The 20938-nt window shown below is 45.7% G+C and carries 20 protein-coding genes; 8 read left to right on the top strand and 12 right to left on the bottom strand.

Annotated elements, in window-relative coordinates; genetic code table 11:
• Window positions 1-37 precede the first annotated feature (37 nt).
• Complete coding sequence (ispB, locus tag R8O11_RS00985) at window positions 38-1009, bottom strand: octaprenyl diphosphate synthase (RefSeq protein WP_005383097.1); 972 nt, start codon at window positions 1007-1009, stop codon at window positions 38-40.
• Between the two features lie 256 nt (window positions 1010-1265).
• Between ispB and rplU the strand changes: the two genes are divergently transcribed.
• From rplU to folA, 6 genes are all read left to right on the top strand, one after another.
• Window positions 1266-1577, top strand: coding sequence for a 50S ribosomal protein L21 (gene rplU, locus R8O11_RS00980; protein WP_005383096.1), 312 nt, complete (start codon window positions 1266-1268; stop codon window positions 1575-1577).
• Between the two features lie 20 nt (window positions 1578-1597).
• Complete coding sequence (rpmA, locus tag R8O11_RS00975) at window positions 1598-1855, top strand: 50S ribosomal protein L27 (protein WP_005383095.1); 258 nt, start codon at window positions 1598-1600, stop codon at window positions 1853-1855.
• Between the two features lie 212 nt (window positions 1856-2067).
• Window positions 2068-3243: an Obg family GTPase CgtA gene (gene cgtA, locus R8O11_RS00970; RefSeq protein ID WP_005383091.1), complete on the top strand. Its 1176-nt coding sequence runs from the start codon at window positions 2068-2070 to the stop codon at window positions 3241-3243.
• A gap of 195 nt (window positions 3244-3438) precedes the next feature.
• The gene (locus R8O11_RS00965; RefSeq protein WP_005383089.1) at window positions 3439-4239 is read left to right on the top strand and encodes a threonine/serine exporter family protein; all 801 of its coding nucleotides are present in this window, start codon (window positions 3439-3441) and stop codon (window positions 4237-4239) included.
• Window positions 4239-4712, top strand: coding sequence for a threonine/serine exporter family protein (locus R8O11_RS00960; protein WP_005379665.1), 474 nt, complete (start codon window positions 4239-4241; stop codon window positions 4710-4712). The genes R8O11_RS00965 and R8O11_RS00960 overlap by 1 nt, the downstream gene beginning before the upstream one ends.
• Window positions 4713-4721: 9 nt before the next feature.
• Window positions 4722-5201, top strand: coding sequence for a type 3 dihydrofolate reductase (gene folA / locus R8O11_RS00955; protein WP_318193839.1), 480 nt, complete (start codon window positions 4722-4724; stop codon window positions 5199-5201).
• A 269-nt stretch (window positions 5202-5470) separates the two neighbouring features.
• Here the strand turns inward: folA and apaH are convergent, their stop codons facing one another.
• From apaH to lptD, 6 genes are all read right to left on the bottom strand, one after another.
• Complete coding sequence (gene apaH / locus R8O11_RS00950; RefSeq protein WP_033906026.1) at window positions 5471-6277, bottom strand: bis(5'-nucleosyl)-tetraphosphatase (symmetrical) ApaH; 807 nt, start codon at window positions 6275-6277, stop codon at window positions 5471-5473.
• 15 nt (window positions 6278-6292) lie between these two features.
• On the bottom strand, window positions 6293-6673 hold the full coding sequence (gene apaG / locus R8O11_RS00945; protein WP_005379668.1) for a Co2+/Mg2+ efflux protein ApaG: 381 nt from the start codon (window positions 6671-6673) through the stop codon (window positions 6293-6295).
• Between the two features lie 75 nt (window positions 6674-6748).
• Window positions 6749-7558, bottom strand: a complete 810-nt coding sequence (rsmA, locus tag R8O11_RS00940; RefSeq protein ID WP_005379669.1) for a 16S rRNA (adenine(1518)-N(6)/adenine(1519)-N(6))-dimethyltransferase RsmA — start codon at window positions 7556-7558, stop codon at window positions 6749-6751.
• Window positions 7555-8553, bottom strand: coding sequence for a 4-hydroxythreonine-4-phosphate dehydrogenase PdxA (gene pdxA / locus R8O11_RS00935; RefSeq protein WP_005383085.1), 999 nt, complete (start codon window positions 8551-8553; stop codon window positions 7555-7557). Before pdxA ends, rsmA begins: the two co-directional genes overlap by 4 nt.
• Window positions 8543-9826, bottom strand: a complete 1284-nt coding sequence (surA, locus tag R8O11_RS00930) for a peptidylprolyl isomerase SurA (protein ID WP_005379672.1) — start codon at window positions 9824-9826, stop codon at window positions 8543-8545. The genes pdxA and surA overlap by 11 nt, the downstream gene beginning before the upstream one ends.
• A 59-nt stretch (window positions 9827-9885) precedes the next feature.
• Complete coding sequence (gene lptD, locus R8O11_RS00925) at window positions 9886-12231, bottom strand: LPS assembly protein LptD (RefSeq protein ID WP_172563391.1); 2346 nt, start codon at window positions 12229-12231, stop codon at window positions 9886-9888.
• A gap of 266 nt (window positions 12232-12497) precedes the next feature.
• Between lptD and djlA the strand changes: the two genes are divergently transcribed.
• Window positions 12498-13352, top strand: coding sequence for a co-chaperone DjlA (gene djlA, locus R8O11_RS00920; RefSeq protein WP_005383076.1), 855 nt, complete (start codon window positions 12498-12500; stop codon window positions 13350-13352).
• A 140-nt stretch (window positions 13353-13492) separates the two neighbouring features.
• On the opposite strand, the gene R8O11_RS00915 is transcribed toward djlA, so the two are convergent.
• From R8O11_RS00915 to leuA, 5 genes are all read right to left on the bottom strand, one after another.
• Window positions 13493-14275, bottom strand: a complete 783-nt coding sequence (locus R8O11_RS00915; RefSeq protein WP_318193838.1) for a DUF547 domain-containing protein — start codon at window positions 14273-14275, stop codon at window positions 13493-13495.
• Window positions 14276-14610: 335 nt separating this feature from the next.
• Window positions 14611-15213, bottom strand: coding sequence for a 3-isopropylmalate dehydratase small subunit (gene leuD / locus R8O11_RS00910; RefSeq protein WP_005383071.1), 603 nt, complete (start codon window positions 15211-15213; stop codon window positions 14611-14613).
• Between the two features lie 11 nt (window positions 15214-15224).
• Window positions 15225-16625 carry a 3-isopropylmalate dehydratase large subunit gene (leuC, locus tag R8O11_RS00905; protein WP_033906033.1) on the bottom strand — a complete coding sequence of 467 codons (1401 nt, stop codon included), beginning with the start codon at window positions 16623-16625 and terminating at the stop codon, window positions 15225-15227.
• A 185-nt stretch (window positions 16626-16810) separates the two neighbouring features.
• On the bottom strand, window positions 16811-17902 hold the full coding sequence (gene leuB / locus R8O11_RS00900) for a 3-isopropylmalate dehydrogenase (protein WP_172563390.1): 1092 nt from the start codon (window positions 17900-17902) through the stop codon (window positions 16811-16813).
• 82 nt (window positions 17903-17984) lie between these two features.
• A complete protein-coding gene (gene leuA, locus R8O11_RS00895) occupies window positions 17985-19532 on the bottom strand; it encodes a 2-isopropylmalate synthase (RefSeq protein WP_005379685.1) in 1548 nt (515 codons plus the stop codon).
• 519 nt (window positions 19533-20051) lie between these two features.
• On the opposite strand from leuA, the gene R8O11_RS00890 reads away from it, so the two are divergent.
• Entirely contained in the window at window positions 20052-20849 is a 798-nt protein-coding gene (locus tag R8O11_RS00890; protein ID WP_025768373.1) for an SH3 domain-containing protein, read from the top strand.
• Window positions 20850-20938: the final 89 nt, after the last annotated feature.

The raw sequence follows: 20938 nt of genomic DNA, 5'->3' as shown, positions 1-20938 counted from the left end.
TTTTTGCTATAAGTCTTGCGTTATGGGTAGCTATTGATTACTTCGTGCGTTGTACTGCGACATGAGCCAGAGTAACAAGCGCTTGTTTGTATTCAGACTCTGGCAACACTGATAGTTCTGCGATTGCTTTGTCTGCTTCTTCTAGAGCTTTTTGCGTTGTGTATTCCAGAGAGCCTGCTTCTTTCATGACCGCAAGAATTTCTTCTAAGCGATCCATGCCATTCGCTTTCTCAATCGCTTCACGAATCATGATTGCGTTTTCTGGTGTGGTATTACGCATAGCATGGAGTAGAGGTAAAGTTGGCTTACCTTCGGCCAAGTCATCACCCACATTTTTACCCATGTCTTCGCCATCAGAAGTGTAATCCATGACGTCATCAATGAGCTGAAACGCAGTGCCTAGATACTTACCGTAATTTTGCATTGCGATTTCCACATGCTCAGGAGCATCATTTAAGATTGCACCGATTTGAGTTGCGGATTCAAATAAGCGCGCAGTCTTAGAGTAGATGACTTGCATGTAGCTTTCTTCTGTCGTGTCAGGGTCGTTACAGTTCATCAACTGCTGTACTTCACCTTCGGCGATCACGTTTACGGCATTGCTCATTAGTTTAAGGATCTTCATGGATCCTAGTTCCGTCATCATCTGAAATGAGCGTGTATAGATAAAGTCCCCAACTAATACGCTAGCCGCATTGCCAAATGCTGCATTCGCAGTGGCTTTACCACGGCGCATGTCTGATTCATCTACCACGTCATCATGCAGCAAAGTCGCTGTATGGATGAACTCAATAAACGCAGCTGCCATTGTATGACCATTGCCTTGGTAACCAAGTGCACGGGCTGACAGTATCGCTAAAAGCGGTCTTAGACGTTTGCCTCCACCACTCACGATATAAAAACCGAGCTGGTTGATTAAAGAGACATCAGAATTAAGTTGGGCTTGAATTGTTTCATTCACTTTTGCCATGTCATCGGCAGTAAGCGCTTGGATAGTTTTAAAATCCATCGTATATCCGGCTGAAGTTAGACCCTGCAAGGCTTATTCGATTTATATAATTGTCGAATAATACACTAAAAAACGTTGATTAATACATTACTAAAGGGCATGATTGCCGCACTTTTCTTTGGCGATTAGCTTTTCGCCAATTTTTTCAAAATATGGCTTGTCATAGGAGCATCTATTCTGTAGAATCTGCGCCCTATTGATGATTAGTTTAGCGCACACCCTCAAGAAAGGCTGTGCGGAAAAAGCGGAGTAAAATATGTACGCTGTTTTCCAATCTGGTGGTAAACAACACCGTGTAAGCGAAGGTCAAACTCTTCGTTTAGAGAAATTAGACGTTGAAACTGGTGCAACTGTAGAATTTGATAAAGTTCTTCTTGTTGCTAACGGCGAAGACATCAAAGTTGGTGCTCCTCTTGTAGAGGGCGGCAAAATTGTTGCTGAAGTTGTACAACACGGTCGTGGCGATAAAGTTAAAATCGTTAAGTTCCGTCGTCGTAAGCACTCTCGTAAGCAACAGGGTCACCGTCAGTGGTTCACTGAAGTGAAGATCACTGGTATCAACGCTTAATCTATTAGGAGAGTTTAACAATGGCACACAAAAAAGCTGGTGGTTCTACTCGTAACGGCCGCGATTCAGAAAGCAAACGTCTAGGTGTTAAGCGTTTCGGTGGTGAATCTGTACTTGCAGGTAACATCATCGTTCGTCAACGTGGTACTAAGTTCCACGCTGGTAACAACGTAGGTATCGGTAAAGACCACACTCTATTCGCTCTTACTGAAGGTAAAGTGAAGTTCGAAGTGAAAGGTCCTAAGAACCGTAAGTTTGTAAGCATCGAAGCTGAGTAATTAGGTTTTTAACCAAATTACTTAATAGCTTTAAGCTGAATTCAAAAGCCCTGCCGAATCGGCGGGGTTTTTTATTTGTGGCAGTCGACATATCGAAGTTTCTCGCTAAGATCCTAAGCGATTTGAATCTGGGAGCTTAGATCTGTCATCTGCTAAAATTGTCGGATGACATAGTAAGATTTAATCCACGCACGAAGTAGTCGGAGTAAAAGATGAAGTTCGTAGATGAAGCGGTAGTAAAAGTTCAGGCTGGTGATGGCGGTAGTGGCGTTGTCAGTTTCTGGCGTGAAAAATTCATCACTAAAGGTGGCCCTGATGGCGGTGATGGCGGTGACGGTGGTGATGTTTATATCCAAGCCGATGAAAACCTAAATACCCTGATTGATTACCGTTTCCAGCGCTTCTACGAAGCTGAGCGTGGTGAAAACGGTCGCGGTGGTAACTGTACAGGTAAGCGTGGTAAAGACATCGTTCTTCGTGTACCTGTGGGTACGCGCGCTGTGGATATCCACACAAATGAAATCGTGGCGGAAGTTGCTGAACACGGTAAGAAAGTGATGATCGCAAAAGGCGGTTGGCACGGTCTAGGTAACACGCGTTTCAAATCTTCAGTAAACCGCGCGCCTCGTCAGAGAACATTGGGTACAAAAGGTGAAGTACGCGAAATTCGCCTTGAGCTATTGCTTCTTGCTGATGTGGGTATGCTTGGTCTACCTAATGCCGGTAAATCAACCTTTATCCGCGCAGTATCAGCAGCAAAACCGAAAGTCGCTGATTACCCATTCACGACTTTGATCCCAAGCTTGGGTGTCGTAAGTGTCGTACCAGAGAAAAGTTTTGTTGTTGCAGACATCCCTGGTTTGATCGAGGGTGCAGCAGATGGCGCTGGCCTTGGTATTCGATTCTTGAAGCACTTAGAGCGTTGTCGAGTATTGCTGCACATGATCGATATTATGCCAATTGATCAGTCCGATCCGGTGCAAAATGCATTGACGATCATTGATGAACTAGAACAATACAGCGAAAAACTGGCAAGTAAGCCGCGCTGGTTAGTGTTCAACAAAGTTGATCTAATGCCTGAAGAAGAAGCGAATGAGAAGATCCAAGAAATCTTAGACGCACTAGGTTGGGAAGACGAGTACTTTAAGATCTCGGCGATCAATCGTAACGGTACTAAAGAGCTTTGTTACAAACTGGCTGACTTTATGGATAACCTACCTCGCGAAGAGGAAGAAGTGGCTGAAGAAGATAAAGTTAACTTCATGTGGGATGATTACCATAAAGATGCGATGGCGGGTAAAGACGTTATCACTGAAGATGACGACGACGATTGGGATGACTGGGACGATGAAGAAGATGACGGTCACGTTGTCTACGTTCGTGACTAATCAGAACGGTCAAACAATGCCTGTTTGCCTATAATTCATTAAGCCGCAATTATTTATTGCGGCTTTTTTTGTATCTAAATCATATTTAGGTGATGTGATTTACGGCACAATAACCGATACGTCGTGTTTTTTGAGGGTTAGTTTGGCCCTCGCGCGTATGAATGAGTAACACCCTAAAAGGAATTAGACTTATTTATGACTCTAGAAACCATACCGCCTAGAGAGTTGGCGGTATCTACTCAACGATCGATTTCTCGTCTTGTCGCCCAAGCCGGACAAATGCTACTCGCTCATGGTGCTGAAAGTACTCTTGTGAGCGATATTATGCGTCGTATTGGCCTTGCTTGTGGGGTGAATGAAGTTGCGGTAGCACTATCAGCTAATGCATTGGTTGTGACGACGGTAATGGATGGGCATTGCATCACCACCACCCGAAGCTGCGCTGATCGTGGCATCAATATGCGCGTTATTACGCAAATTCAACGAATCTGTATCATGATGGAACGTGGTTTGCTCGATGCAACCATGGCGCAGAAAAAGCTGAACGCTATCAGTCCAGAGCGTTATAACCGCTGGTTGGTGGTGTTTATGATTGGCTTGTCTTGTGCGGCATTCAGTCATCTAGCTGGTGGTGATTGGGGAGTCTTCATCATGACCTTTTTAGCTTCAGCTGGTGGCATGATCGTTCGCCAAGAAATTGGTCATCGTCATTTCAACCCTCTATTGAACTTTGCTGCGACCGCTTTTGTGACTACCTTAATTTCAGCACAGGCGGAAATTTACCAAATCGGTAATCTACCTACCGTAGCAATGGCATCGTCAGTATTAATGCTTGTACCTGGTTTCCCACTCATTAACTCTGTCGCAGATATGTTGAAAGGCCACATTAATATGGGGATTGCTCGATTTGTGATGGCTAGTTTACTAACGTTGGCGACATGTTTGGGGATCGTTGCTGCGATGAGTGTAACTGGAATTTGGGGGTGGGCTATCTAATGAGTTTATTTGATTTGATGTTTGGCCTGTTGAATGACATGTTTTTTGCGGCGATTCCCGCCGTAGGATTTGCATTGGTTTTTAACGTGCCACAAAGAGCTTTAGTGTATTGCGCTGTTGGTGGTGCGATTGGTCATGGTAGCCGCTACTTGATGATGCAGTTTGGCATTCCTATTGAGTGGGCAACCTTTTTTGCTGCGACGTTAGTTGGGATGATCGGTGTGTACTGGTCTCACCGTTTTCTCGCGCATCCAAAAGTGTTTACTGTGGCTGCTTTGATCCCGATGGTGCCGGGTGTGTTTGCTTACAAAGCAATGATCGCTATGGTAGAGATCAATCATGTTGGCTACTCACCCGAGCTTGTTGCAACCTGTATGGAAAACTTTCTTAAGGCCATGTTTATTATTGCAGGTTTAGCAGTTGGTCTTGCGGTTCCAGGGCTGTTATTCTATCGCCGCAGACCTATTGTATAAGGACCTAACATGATCATTAGTATGATTGCCGCGATGGCCGACAATCGCATCATTGGCAAAGACAATCAAATGCCTTGGCACCTTCCCGCCGATTTCGCTTGGTTTAAGCGTTGTACCATGGGAAAACCGGTTGTGATGGGACGCAAAACCTATGAGTCTATTGGTCGCCCTTTACCTGGTCGCTTGAATATTGTTATTAGCCTTGATGAGACACTAAAGATCGAAGGTGTCACTACCGTAACATCGATTGAGCAGGCTCTGGAAGTCGCAGGTGATGTGGAAGAAGTGATGATCATTGGTGGTGGTGCGATTTACACCACTTGTCTGCCTATGGCCAATAAACTGTATGTAACACACATTGAAGCGGCCATTGATGGTGATACTCAGTTCCCAGATTGGGGAGACGAGTTTAAGGAAACTTACTCAGAAATGTATCAAGCCGATGAGAAAAACGCCTACAACATGCGCTTTACTGTGTTAGAAAAGTAATTCGAGATTAACACCGCGTAGTTAATACGGTAATGCCGTTCGTATAACAGCGAGCGGCCATCCCAACCTACCGTCATCCTGAAAAGCGACGAAAGAGCGAGATTCAGGAGCCTCTATACGAGTACTTTGTTGTCAAAGGTATTTCTATCTATTCGCAGCGCGAGGATATTAGATTTCTAGTCTCGTTAAGGCTCGTTGGAATGACCCTACAGGAGGTGTTAAGTGACAGGTATTCCTCCTACTATGGATTATCGACTGTTATTCAGTGTTTAACTTAACGCATCCTGAGTAAAAATTTTCTTATCTTCCCAACGGATCATGGTTAGGCTTCCGCCCCAAACACAGCCAGTATCTAGCCCGATGACTTCGCTGTTCATATAACCTTGCAGTGCAGCCCAGTGCCCAAAGAGCACCGCTTTGTTTAAGTGGATACGTTCAGGCACCTCAAACCATGGAATAAGTTCGTTACCGGAAACTTGTTGCGGTGGCAATTTACAATCCATATCCAAACGACCATCAGGGAAACAAAAGCGCATCCGCGTAAAAGCATTGATAATATAACGGTATCGGTCCAAACCCTGTAGAGAGTCATCCCAGGAATCAGGTTGATTGCTGTACATGTTTTTTAATAGCCAAGGCAGCTCTTCACTTTGGATGATGCGCTCAACTTCACGGGCACACTTTCTCGCTGTTTTTAGATTCCACTGCGGTGATATGCCAGCGTGACACATCACGAACTCGTCATGCTCGGCCATTAGAGGTTGCTGAGCTAGCCATGTCAGTAGTTCCTCTTTGTCAGGGGCCGTGAAAATAGGTGCGGTTCTATCTTTGTCTTTGACCTTTTTTATCCCGTGAGCCACTGCAAGAAGGTGAAGGTCGTGATTACCAAGCACGACGATTGCGCTTGCGCCAAGTGACTTCACAAAGCGTAACGTTTCTAATGATTTAGGCCCTCTGGCGACCAAATCACCAGCAAGCCAAAGTTGGTCTTTTTTCGCAGAGAAAGATACTTTTTCTAGTAGTCGCTGCAATTCATCAAAACAGCCTTGGATGTCACCAACAATATAGGTAGCCACTGAATCTCCAATTTACTAATTTAAAACATTTGGAACAGCCAAGCGAAATGGTTCAATTTCGGTGATGAACTCTTGCCCTTTTTCATCCAGCATTTTGTAGTGTCCTTGCATAACGCCGACAGGGGTTTCTAACGCTGTTCCGCTACTGTACGTGTATTCATCATTGCTTGGAATAAAGGGCTGCTGGCCTACCACTCCGTCACCTTCAACCGTCATTTGCTTGCCATTCGAGTCTGTGATTAGCCAGCGGCGGCTCACTAACTGTACGGTTTGTTGGCTAAGGTTTTTGATGGTGATGATATAAGCGAAAACGTAGCGTTGTAGCTCTGGGTTGGACTGTTCTTCGATGTATTTGGTGTGAACTTGAATTTTGATGCAAGGTTGAATGACGTCCATGTGCACTCCTCAGAAACGTAATATCCCAATAATAATAAGCCAAACCTACAAGGGTTTGGCTCATTGTTTGAGTTCTTAGTGCTGCGGGTTATCCGCAAGCCAGTTCGCCATTGCGACGAATTGTTCTAGCGTCAGGTTCTCTGGACGCATGCTTGGATTAACACCTAGCTCTTCTAGTACTTCTGTGCTTAACAACGATTTGTAGCAGTTACGAACGGTTTTACGACGTTGGTTAAAGCCTTCACGACAAACGCGATCGAGCAAACGCAGATCTTTCGCCGGGCATGGCAGCTCTTCGTAAGGCACTAAACGAACAACGGCAGAATCCACTTTCGGTGGTGGAACGAATGCCGTTGGCGGTACTTCCAGTACTGGTACCACTTTACAGTAGTACTGAGCCATTACCGTTAAACGGCCGTAAGCTTTGCTGCCAGGGCCGGCGGCTAAGCGGTTTACCACTTCTTTTTGCAGCATAAAGTGCATGTCTTGAATGTCTTTATGGAACTCAAAAAGGTGGAACATCAATGGTGTAGAGATGTTGTATGGCAAGTTACCAAAAATGCGCAGCTTGTTGTTTGGCTTCACTAATTGAGTGAAGTCAAAACGCATAGCGTCACCCTCATGGATGGTCAACTTATCCGCCAGTTCAGGGTGAGTACGTAGGCGTTCTGCCAGATCGCGGTCTAATTCGATAACTGTGAACTTATCTACTTCACGACCTACTGGCTCAGTAATTGCACCAAGACCAGGACCGATTTCAACCAGGTTTTGACCTGGTTTTGGGTTAATCGCTGATACGATTCCATCAATAATGTATGGATCGTTCAGGAAGTTTTGACCAAAACGTTTACGCGCTTTGTGTCCTAAATGGACATCATTTCTCATTGTTTCTTCTCTACCAAATCTATCGCATGCGTGAGCGCTGTTCGGAAACTCCCTGTATCCGCTTGACCTGTCCCTGCCAGATCTAATGCAGTACCGTGGTCCACCGATGTTCTAATAAAAGGTAGACCAAGAGTAATGTTTACTGAACGACCAAAGCCTTTGTACTTTAATACTGGCAATACTTGATCATGGTACATGCCTAAAACAGCATCAGCATCATTTAAATATTTTTCATTGAAAATGGTATCAGCCGGCAGAGGGCCGATCAGGTTGATACCTTTTTCTTGTCGAATTTTTTCCAGTGTCGGAGTGATGGTCTCGATCTCTTCACGACCTAAGCAGCCATCTTCGCCAGCATGAGGGTTAAGCCCGCAAACGTAGATGTTTGGTTGTGCGATAGCAAACTTTTCTACAAGGTCTTTATGAAGAATATCGATGATTTTTTCTAATCGCTCTTCGGTGACAGCTTTGGACACATAAGCTAAAGGAATATGTGTTGTAACCAGCGCCACGCGTAGTCCTTCCGTTGCTAGCATCATTACGACTAGCGGCGTTTGTGACTTCTCGGCGAAAAATTCAGTATGCCCACTGAATGCAACACCTGCGCGATTGATCACCCCCTTATGAACAGGGCCGGTGACAATAGCATCAAATTCATCATTCATACAGCCTAAAGCCGCTCTTTCTAGCGTTTTTAGTACATAGTGGCCATTCGCTTCATTGAGCTCGCCTGCGACCGCAGGTTCCGATATTTGGATATGGTCAACGATAAGCGTGCCCGCTTTTTGTGCTTTAGGTGCTTCTTCTGGATTGTAATCAGACAGTTGGACTTCGATTCCAAGCTGCTTGGCTCGCTCCGTCAGCATATTCTTATCGGCACAGACGACAATTTGGTGCGCCCAATCTTCTTTCGATAGGGCAAGCACTAAGTCTGGGCCGATACCCGCAGGTTCCCCTGCGGTTACGACAATTCTACGAATTGTATTAGTTGTCATTGTTGTCATCCACGATTTCAACAAACGCACTTGCGCGTAGCTCTTGCATCCATGCGCCCGCTTCTTCATTAAATTTACGGTTAAATAGAATACGGTAAGCTTTGTTCTTCATCGCTGAGTCAGTACGGTCAACTTGGCGACGATCCAACACTTCAACGATATGCCAGCCGTGAACGGTTTTGAACGGTTCGCTGATTGAGCCAACTGGCAGAGTTTCTACTTGGTGCTTGAATTCTGGCACGTAAAGATCTGGTGTTTGATAACCTAGTTCACCGTCTTGTGCTGCCGAGCCAGGATCTTGACTGTATTGTGTTGCCAATTGAGCGAACGTTGCTTCACCGGCTTTGATGCGGCGTACAAATTCATTCAGTTGCTTCTTCGCCCCTTCGTCGCTCAGAATCACGGTTGGTTTAATCAAAATATGACGCGCATTTACTTCCGTTACCGCAACCGTTTCTAGGCCTTTGACATCCTCTATTTTTAGGATGTGGAAACCAACGCCACTACGGAAAGGACCAATAATGCTGCCTTTGTTTTGCATCTTGATCTGATCAGCAAAGATGGTCGGCATCTCTTCTTTACGCATCCAGCCCCAGTCACCACCTTGTAAAGCTTTAGGACCTTTTGAGTAGGTGTAGGCCATCTCCGTAAAGTCTGCACCTTCGTTTAGCTTTTTCGCGAGCGCTTTAGCTTCTGCTTCTACAGCAGATTTTTCTTTATCGTCAGAGAAGCGCAGTTGAATGTGTCCAATTTTGTATTGAACAGTCGCATTGGTTTCTTGTGATAGTTGTTCCGCAAGGCTATCGACCTCTGCTGGAAGGATATTAATACGGCGACGAACCAGTGCATTGCGGGCTTCTGATGCGGCGATTTCCTTACGAATTTGTTCGCGGAATTCTGGGTAACTTAAACCTTCACTTTCTACAGAAGCAGCGAGTTGTTCTACCGATTGCTCATTATTACGTGCGATCTCTGCAATCGCTTGGTTTAAACGGTTGTCGTCAATACGCACACCAATACGGTCTGCTTCTTGGCCTTGCAACGTATCAATGATAAGTTTTTCAACGACTTGTTCTTTTAACACGCTGGTAGAAGGTAAGCTCTTTCCACTTTGACGTGCGTTGGCTTGCAGCGTTTTCATCGCTGTTTCGATGTCGCTTTGTAGAACTACACCGTCGTTCACGATGACCGCAACCTTATCGATCTCTACTGGTGCTGCAACCGCTCCGCAAGAGAGTAGGGTCGTGAATAAGATTGATTTCCAAATTTTCATTTAAAATTCCGTCAGTATTTTTGAATAGGCGTCTTATTCATTTAAGACGCCTATTTTGATTAATTGTTCAGATAGAATGGGCGGCCGTACTTAATCGCGTTGTCAGAACCATCCAGTTCTTTGACTGCAGTGTCTTCACGCTGATTGGTCGCAAAGCCTTGAATACCGAAGTTAACGCTAAAGTTATTTTCGTATTCAGGTGATGCCCCAGTGCTGCCGATAGTTTGGTTTTTCCAACCAAGCAATTGGTTGGCGTAAGTCACACCAATGTACCAACAGTCAGACTGGTAACGCAGGCTCGCTAGCCATTCTAGGTCCGCATTTTCATTGAGGTCGTAGTAGTATTGACCACTTGCAGACCAGTTCGGGTTGAACTCGTAGGCCGCTACAATACCTGCTTGTGAAATGCCTTTACGAGTAATTGTGTCTAGGTTTTCGAGAATGATCGTATCTTCGATGTATTCACGCGTGACGTAACGATAGTTACCCTGAATAAAGCCACCGTTAAATTGGTACTCTAAGGTACTGTTCGCCAACTGCATGGAGCTCAAATCGATATCGTATTGAATTCCACCGTGATAGAACAAGTAATCGTTGTAGTTGAAATCGGCTTCAATCGCCCATGATGAATAGTTGGTGGTCTCATCCGGAAGATTTGGGCTGTTGCTCAGTTTGGTCTTTTTATCGAAGTAGTAAATCTGACCAAATGAAACGTTAAGACGCTCTTTATAGTCATCATCAAAGAAGCGAGTACTCGCACCGTAGCTTAACTGGTTCGCAGAGGCGATTTTATCAATGCCACTGTACTTACGACTGCGGAATAGCCCGTAGTAGTCGGTTTGTAGCAAGGTGGTATCGTAGTTGTAGATGTTGGTCTGATCTTCTTCAGGTACGTACAAGTACTGCAGCTGAGGCTCCAGTGTTTGGGTGTAGCCCTTGATCCAGCTTGTATCTCGCTCTAAGTAAAGTTGCGCATGCGTACGGAACTCAGGAATAACACGAGAAACTTCATCATCCAACTGGTTTTGCAAGTTTACATCTGTCAAACCCGTTAAGTCTTGAGAGTAATACGTAGAGAGCACACGCGCTTCTGTTGTCCACGTTGCCCATGAGTTTGAGAGTGGTAATGTAAGCCCTGGTTCAATGTGAACACGGGTCGCATTTGGTCGCGCAGCATCGCTGGTATCGAAGCGGCTGACTTGGCTCTTCACGTCAAAGTTAAGGTAGTCTCCCCACAACGGCGTGTAGTAGTTCAAGTCTAACTGAGGAAGCAGGCGATAAGGGCGGTTCTCTTCTTTCAATAAGATTTGGAAGTCACGAACGGTTAACGAGGCATCCCAGAAGTCAGAACGATATTGTACTTGTCCTTCTTGAACCAGTTGACCATCTTCACGGTTACCAATATCGGAGTCGAGATCGAGGAAGTAATCAATATCACTCACTTTTGAGTAATCAACTTTGACTATCCACTGTTTATTGATGATACCGTCGTGTTTAACTTGGTAGCCCCAACGAGACTCGTCCTGATATTTGCGATCACTATTGAGGTATTCGCCTTTGATTTCCCCATTTCCCCAACCATCTGTTAGGTAGCGGAAATCAGTATCGAGTTTTGTACCACGTTGCTGCATATAGAGCGTGGTGAGTGTCATGTCATATTGAGGCGCGATGTTCCAATAGAATGGCACCTCGACTTCCATACCATCACTAGAACCGTACGATAAAGAAGGGAAGAGGAAACCCGTTTTACGCGTATCTCCAATTGGCATGGTTAGATACGGCACATAGAAAACAGGCACATCTAACACTTCAAATCGAGGGTGGTGCAGCGTCGCTGTCTCTTCATCTTGGTCAACATCGATGCCTGACGCAACCAATCGCCATGAATTATCGCCTTGAGGGCACGATGTGATAGAGCCGTCTTCGAGTTCATAAACCGACTGACCTGTGCGGGCGATATAGGCTGCAGTGCCTCGGCCTTGTTGGCAAAGGAACTGATAATCGGTGTTCTCAAGTGAAAACGTATCTTGATTAATGTCGTTAGTAACACGATCAGATCGAGCTTTGACTTGGCCGTCATTGAAAGTCACGTTGCCTTCGGCAACCACGACGTTGTCTTGTTGGTGCAGCGTTACGCTATCTGCGGTAATTTTCTTCTGGCCTTGGGTGACTTGTACATTACCTGAGTACTGAGCTTTGTCACCATTGATGGCTTGCAGGGTGTCAGCTTCTACCACTACTGGGGTATTAAGAGCGTCCTCCTCGCCACTTGTATCGACCAAACATTGATCTGTGGCGGGCATTTCCTGCACACTATCATGGATATTCGCTTCAGCTTGAGTGGTGGGTACAAACAAGGCGGTGCTGATAGAGGCCGCTAAAAATGTGCGGGAGAAATGTTGCATTGAATTGAACTTTCCTGTGTCACTACTACTCGATGGCTATAGGGCTTGTTGTACCCTAGCGTAATAGCCAAATGAATCAACTATAGTCGCATTTATCCCAGCGTATTGATTCACTGTGGCATAATGACGACAAAATAGCTGCAAAGATAAGCAGGCGAAATGGCCTAGCCGAAATAAAACTAATTCCATTATCATAAAGGAAATCGTTGCATCCGGCACTATAAGACCGCCGTCGTCGATAAAAATTCATTGATAGAGAACACATAATGCATATTTTTGGCAAAATTCTGGGTGCCTTTTTTGGCTTGTTACTTGGCGGGCCGCTAGGTTTACTCTTTGGCTTATTTATTGGCCATCAATTCGATAAAGCACGTCGCTTGAGTCAAGCCGGGTTCTCTACTGGCGGCTTTGGAAAAGGGCCAAGTCAAGCTCAACGCCAAGAAGAGTTTTTTAAAGCGGCGTTTGCGGTAATGGGACATGTGGCAAAAGCGAAAGGCCAAGTCACCAAAGAGGAAATCCAACTGGCTTCAGCCATGATGGACCGCATGAATTTGCATGGCGAACAGCGTCGCGCAGCGCAAGACGCGTTTCGTGAAGGTAAAGACAGCGACTTTCCGTTAGAAGATGTTCTTGTTCGTGTGAAAATTTCGACAGCTGGTCGCTTTGACTTGTTGCAATTTTTCTTAGAGCTGCAAATCTCGGCGGCCTTTGCAGATGGCTCAATCCACCCGAGTGAACGAAATGTACTACACAAAATTGCACGTGGTTTGGGTTTCTCTTCTGAGCAATTAGAGCGTCGTTTGCAAATGCAAGAAGCCGCATTTCGTTTCCAAAGCCAGGGCGGTTTTCATGGTCAGCATCAAGGCCAATCTTCAGGTGGTAGCTGGCAACAAGCTTCACAAGCGGATCAGTTGGCCGACGCGTACAAAATTCTGGATGTGTCTTCAGATGCAGACAGTAAAACCGTTAAGCGTGCTTATCGTAAACTGATGAACGAGCATCACCCGGACAAATTGATGGCTAAAGGTTTACCACCAGAGATGATGAACGTCGCGAAAGAGAAATCTCAAGAGATTCAAAACGCTTACGATCTTATTAAGAAGGTTAAAGGCTTTAAGTAGCCGGACGTTTTCTATCAAACATTTGGATTTAAAAAGGGCACTCAGTGCCCTTTTTTCATGTCTTAGTCTTTGAGTTGCCAGTGTCTTTAGCTTTTGGCCTATTATGTCCCTAATGCTAATTGACCTCACATCCCCCCAGTTTAGTTGGCTTGATTCAAGTCCCAATCGTATTCGTATTTCACTTTACCAGAGAAGTTTTTGTATTGCGGTGCGTACTTTGTGATGTGGTTGAAGACTTGTTTTTCTCCACCAAAGTCCGTTGCAAACCAATCATAAATAGAAGACAGCTGTGCCGTGTTACCTTGGATAGATACGCCTTTGCTGCTGTTAATAAATGTTTTAGCTGCACTATCCAGTAGAACTTGCGTGTTGTCAGCAGTGAATGCTTGAGACTGCAGATTAGGGCATCCCAAGCTGGCACAGTTAACCGCGTAATGTGTTCTCGGGTCATTCCAAATTGGACGTAAAATGCGATGTTCAATATCGTTTAAAGTCAGATCCTTCCCGTTGACCACGACCACATCATCCCCCCAAGGGCCAAAGCTAAATAGCCCACCAAGTTTGGTAATCGATTCGACAGGATAGTTATCCAAAATAAGATCTACCGTGATGGCGTTGTAAAGGTTTACCCAGTAGGCGTATTGCTCCGCTTGGTTGTATTGTCGAGGGTCGAGTTTTGCCAAACGTTGGATGTATTGTTTCAGCTTAGTTTTATCGGCTGAGGTGACTTGGCTGTAACGAAACAAGGTATTCTCACCTTGTTCAACCAAATAAGCATCGAGCAATTGCTGCCAATCTTGATGAGAGATTTGACTTTGATTAGCCTGATTCGATTGTTTCCAATACGGCCATAAGTCGGATTTAGGTGCGGCAAATGTTGATAAAGAAACCAGAGCACACAACAGCAATAACAGACGCTTCATAGAGATACCTTTGAATGAGATATTGTTGATAGTGTAGACCAGTTTAGTGCTTGTTTTCTTTCAGTAATCAGTGGCCTTTATTCGCCGTCATTCCGAGGAGCATAAGCGATATCAGGAATCTAATACCCACAAACTCTTGAGTAAAGACAGTATGAATCTGCACAGTGCGCTCTGGCAGTCGATCCTGAATCACACTCCTTCGTCGCTGTTCAGGATGACGAATTTCAACAGAGGCGTTCGGTATTCCGTAAGCAAAGCGATATAAAATCAGTTGTCTAAATAATTAAAAGGGCCGACAATTGCCAGCCCTTGATTTGTGTATGTACTAACGCGTCTTAACGCAAGAAGCTCGGGATATTTGCCTCGTACTCGGCAATCTTATCTTCGTGCTGAAGGGTTAGGCCAATGTTGTCCAAACCGTTTAGTAAGCAGTGACGACGGAACGAATCGATTTCAAAACCATATTCTTTGCCGTTGGCACGAACGACATTCGCTTCTAGGTCGACCTCGACTTCTGCACCTTCATTTGCCTCAACAAACTGGAAGATTTCATCCACTTCTTGTTCAGTCAAACGAACTGGCACCATTTGGTTGTTGATCGAGTTGCCGTAAAAGATATCGGCAAAGCTTGGTGCGATCATCGCTTTGATGCCGTAATCCGCTAGCGCCCACGGTGCGTGCTCACGAGATGAGCCACAGCCGAAGTTCTCACGAGCCAGCAAGATAGACGCGCCTTGGTAGCGAGGTGCGTTCATCACGAACTCTGGGTTCGGTTGTTCGCCAGCATCGTCTAGGAAGCGCCAGTCATGGAATAGGTGCTTACCGAAGCCTAGGCGAGAGACCTTTTGTAGGAACTGCTTTGGAATGATGGCATCAGTATCAACGTTCGCTGCATCTAGAGGAACAACTAAGCCTGTGTGTTGTTTAAAGCCTGACATTGGTTTGCTCCTTAGTCTAGTTCACGAATATCTACAAAGTGACCAGCAATTGCTGCTGCCGCTGCCATCGCAGGGCTCACTAGGTGGGTACGGCCATCACGACCTTGGCGGCCTTCAAAGTTACGGTTTGAAGTAGACGCACAACGTTCATGTGGACCCAAACGGTCATTGTTCATTGCTAGACACATCGAGCAACCTGGTAGGCGCCACTCAAAGCCCGCTTCTTTAAAGATAACGTCCAAGCCTTCCGCTTCTGCTTGCGCTTTTACTTGCTCAGAGCCAGGAACGATTAGCGCTTGAACGTGAGGCGCGACTTTGCGACCTTTCGCCACTTCAGCGGCTGCGCGCATGTCTTCGATACGTGAGTTAGTACAAGAACCAACGAAGACTTTATCGACGTTGTAATCAGACAATGACTTGCCTGCCTCTAGGCCCATGTAAGCCAATGCTTTTTCTGCCGATGCCTTTTCTACTGGGTCGGCAAAGCTTTCTGGTGCTGGGATAGGTTGATCTACCGCGATCACTTGGCCTGGGTTAGTACCCCAAGTGACTTGTGGTCTGATATCCGCTGCGTTTAGTGTCACGACTGCATCAAACTGAGCATCATCGTCCGTTTTTAATGTCTTCCAGTATTCTACTGCTGCATCAAAGTCGGCACCTTGAGGTGAGAATTTACGGCCTTTGATGTATTCGAACGTGGTTTCATCTGGCGCAATCAAACCGGCTTTCGCTCCTAGCTCAATCGCCATGTTACATACGGTCATGCGGCCTTCCATTGAAAGGTTTGTGATCGCTTCACCACAGAATTCAACCACGTAACCTGTACCACCCGCTGCTGTCGTTTCACCGATGATGGCTAGCACGATATCTTTCGCCGTGATGCCCGGATCCACTTTGCCTTTTACTTCGATCTTCATCGTTTTTGCGCGCGCTTGTTTTAGCGTTTGAGTTGCTAATACGTGCTCAACTTCAGATGTACCAATACCAAAAGCGAGAGAACCGAACGCACCGTGTGTAGCCGTGTGCGAGTCACCACAAACAATGGTCATTCCCGGTAGGGTAATACCAAGCTCTGGGCCCATAACGTGCACAATACCTTGGTATTTGTGGTTAATGTCGTAAAGCGTAACACCAAACTCTTCACAGTTTTTCGATAGCGTTTCCATCTGGATACGTGCCATCTCACCGGATGCGTTGATGTCTTTGGTGGTTGTTGAAACGTTGTGGTCCATGGTGGCAAAAGTTTTGCTGACCTGACGCACTTTACGACCTTTTTCACGCAAGCCGTCAAATGCTTGCGGAGACGTCACTTCATGTACCAAGTGACGGTCGATGTACAAGATTGGGTTTTCCCCTTCTGCTGCGACGGCAACGTGTGCGTCGTAGACTTTTTCGTATAATGTTTTGCCCATTGTTTGCTTCCTTTCCTCGTCGCCTTTGCCGCAATAACTGCGTTAGCGGCACCCATTTATCCAGTTATTTAGCGAACTAAACGCCTTAATATAAATGGGCTTGCTGCCTTGCTATTGCACCAATGACTTAGAGGAAAGCCATTGGTTGACCGAGGATTTAGTATTTATTATTAATCTGTTTTGTATTAAGAGTTTAAGATGTACTCAGCGATCTTATCGCCCATCTCAGACGTCGAAAGTGCTGGGTTGTCACCAGCAAGGTCACCCGTTAGTTCCCCCGCTGATAGCGCTTTTGAAACTGCCGTTTCGATGTCTTGTGCCGCCGTTTCCTCACCTAGGCTATAACGTAGCATCAGTGCCGCAGACAGGATTTGTGCCACTGGGTTAGCGATGTTCTTACCTGCGATATCTGGTGCACTGCCGCCTGCTGGCTCGTACAGACCGAATTTGCTTTCGTTTAGACTTGCTGACGGCAACATGCCCATAGAGCCAGTGATCATCGCGCACTCATCAGAAATGATGTCGCCGAAGATGTTTGAACACAGCATCACGTCGAACTGTGCTGGGTCTTTGATAAGCTGCATAGTCGCGTTATCAATGTACATGTGTGACAACTCGACATCTGGGTAGTCTTTTGCGGTTTCTTCGACTACTTCACGCCATAAGATAGAGCTTTGTAGAACGTTCGCTTTGTCGATAGAGCACACTTTCTTGCGACGTAGACGAGCAGATTCAAAAGCGATTTTTGCAATACGTTCGATCTCAAAGCGGTGGTACACCTCAGTATCAAATGCTTTTTCTGTTGCGCCTTCACCTTCACGACCTTTCGGTTGGCCGAAGTAGATACCACCCGTCAGTTCACGGACTACCACGATGTCAAAGCCGCGACCCGAGATGTCTGCACGTAGCGGTGAGAAAGCTTCAAGACCTGAGTGAATTTGCGCTGGACGTAAGTTACAGAACAGTTGGAAGTGTTTGCGTAGTGGCAGTAGGGCACCGCGTTCAGGTTGGTCATTTGGTGGTAAGTGCTCCCACTTAGGGCCGCCAACCGAGCCGAATAGGACTGCATCAGACTCTTCACATGCTTTTATTGTGTTCTCTGGAAGTGGGCAACCGTGATTGTCGATCGCGATACCACCTACATCATGCTCGTCACGCTCAAACGCAATACCATGTTTCTTTTCGATTGCATCCAATACTTTATGTGCCTGCGCCATTACTTCCGGGCCAATGCCGTCACCGGGTAGGACGGCAATTTTGTACGATTTGTCTGTCATGTTAATCCTTTAAGTTTTCTAATTTTGAGCTTAATTATTTCAACGAGCGTGTTCTTTCCTGAGCCGTGTAGCCCGGTTGTTATTACACAGTCGCAATCTTTTTCTGCTTCATTTCTTCGATTTTATCTGCACGATGAATGCTGTTAATAACGTGCAATAATGCTTGGCCGGAAGCCTCAACGATGTCGGTGGAAACACCCGTACCGTGGTATTTGCGACCTTTGTAGTTGGCAATGATGTCTGCTTGACCCAAACCATCTTCACCTTCACCTTTCGCGGTTAGGTCGAATTTATCCAGAACGATGTCGTAGCCTGTCACGCGGTAGATACATTGGTATAGCGCATCAACTGGGCCATTACCGACCGCTGCTTCACACATTTCTTCATCACCGCATTGCATTTTGATGCTGGTGGTAGCCATTACGCTGCCAGACTGCACGCTTAGGTAGCTCAATTTGTAGAAGTCATCTTCTTCACGCAAGTTCGAGAAGTGCATTAGGGCTTCTAGGTCGTAATCGAACACTTGGCCTTTGCGATCAGCAAGTTTCAAGAAATCCGCATACAGCGCGTCTAGGTTGTACTCGTCTTCGTTGTAACCCATGGTATCCATATGGCTCTTCACGGCAGCGCGACCGCTGCGGCTGGTTAGGTTCAGAGCTTGGTTTTTTAGGCCAATAGACTCAGGGGTCATGATTTCGTAGGTATTCTTATTCTTCAACATGCCATCTTGGTGGATGCCTGAAGAGTGGCTAAATGCATTTGCACCCACAATTGCTTTGTTGCTTTGAATCGGCATATTGCATAGCTGGCTAACCAACTTACTGGTGCGGTGAATTTCATCATGCTTAATGCCAGTGTGAACGCCCAAAAACTCTTGACGCGTCTTGATGATCATTGCGATCTCTTCAAGTGAACAGTTACCCGCTCGCTCTCCAATGCCATTGATCGTGCCTTCTATCTGACGTGCGCCAGCTTGAACGGCGGCAATAGAGTTGGCAACTGACATCCCCAAATCGTCGTGACAGTGAACGGAGATGATCGCTTTATCAATGTTCGGAACGCGGTTAAATAGGGTTTCAATAATCCCACCAAACTCACTTGGTACGGTGTAGCCAACGGTATCTGGAATGTTGATTGTACTCGCACCTGCATTGATGGCGGCTTCTACCATGCGACATAGGTTGTCGATTGGAGTACGACCTGCATCTTCACAAGAAAACTCGACATCATCAGTGTAGTTACGTGCATGTTTAACGGCGTTGACTGCCATTTCTAGTACATCGTCGTAGCTGCGGCGTAGTTTGTCTTCTACGTGAATGGTGGAAGTGGCTAAAAACGTGTGAATACGGAATTGGTCAGCCACTTTTAATGCTTCAGCGGCAGCATCAATGTCTTTCGCAACGGCACGCGAAAGGGCACAAACTCGACTGTTTTTTATGTTTTTTGCGATGGTTTGTACAGACTCGAAATCACCTGGTGAAGAGATTGGGAAGCCAGCTTCGATAACATCAACGCCGAGTCTTTCCAGCGCATAGGCAATTTGCAGTTTTTCTTTAACCGTCAAGCTTGCTGACAACGCTTGCTCGCCATCACGCAATGTGGTGTCGAATATAATGACCTGATCGTTCATGTTTGCTTCCTTCCTGATTTCTGCACTTTCGCGCAAGTGAATCGTTTACTTCCAGTATTTAGATATAAAAAAACCCGCATTCTCATGCGGGTTCTTAGAAATTGGTGTGGTTATTTTTCTTCCACAGCCTACCCGCGCGAACTGGTCACGATCAGGAGGAGGCTAAGCAGGATAGAAAAATGAGCTGACATAGTTGTTAAGCTTTCCACATAATTAAGTTAACAAATTAGTACCGCACTCCATGAAGCGCGTCAACCCTAAAGTCGATTTTTTATTCATATCGGATGAGTCTTTTCGTTTGCTTGAAAAAAATGATGCACTAAGTGAAACGACATGATGCGATAGAAACGTGCTAGAAGAAGTAAGTTCTCATCAAGTTTGCGACGTTTCATTACCAAAACAAGCATCGGGATTGCGACTTGTCACACAAAGGTCCGAATTGTTTGGCAAAAGTTTTGAATGACCATTTATAGTAGTGCAGTTGCACTAGGTAAAAGAAATATAAGGGTTAGGGAAAGAATGAGGTTAACAAAACAATTTGGACGTTCAGCCATAGTACTTACTCTGGTCAGCTTGTCGGGTTGTCAGCTGTTTCAATCGCAGACCTATGTGGAAGTGGCTTCCCCCGTTGTTATGAATGATCACTCACAGAGCGTCATGGTCATCAATGATCAAATGGATCGATTTTTGAGTTATGAAGGACGCGAATCGTTCTTGAATCAGATGCTTGTTGCCCTTGAGTCTGACAGCCGAAATAAGTTTAAAGGTAAAGATCCGGAAACGTATTCTTGGTGGAAGATCCGTGTCCAGCCTAGTGAGAAACAGCAAGCGGAAGTTTTCCGACCAACCACTGAAGGTGTCGATACCTCAAACCCAGTAGAGTTTATGGATGTCTCTTACCGCTCTAAGACCACATTAAACCTACGCTCCAAACCGAGTCTTGAAGGGGCAAAGCTTGGCGTATTATCGAAAGGGGAAGTCTTTAATGTGCTAGCAAAAGTGGTTGATCAACCTTGGTTTCTCGTTGAACAGAAAGGAGTGATAAAAGGTTATGTCCATAAGGATTATGCGCGCAGCAATGTGATAAATCGTGACATTTTATCTACTCAGCCTAACCCTCTACTAGAGCCTAACTCGAGTAAAACGGAGAAAACGAGTATAGAGCATGAACTGTCGGGAAACTATACTTGCCGCTCACTGAGCTATGAGCTAACAAAAGATGGTGACATGACGACAGGCTCTTTGCGCGCCTGCCGCAAGAAGAGAAAAGTCTGGTATATAGACACCCCTCAACCGCAACCATCAAACCCTTCTTAATGTTCTATTTTTATGGTTATGCCCAATAGATAAATCGTTGGGCATACCTTAATTTGGCCTTTGTCATTAATTGTCCAAACTCCCGTCAT

This window comes from Vibrio sp. 1288 (assembly GCF_033344475.1).
This window is presented reverse-complemented; position numbering and strand designations above follow the sequence as displayed.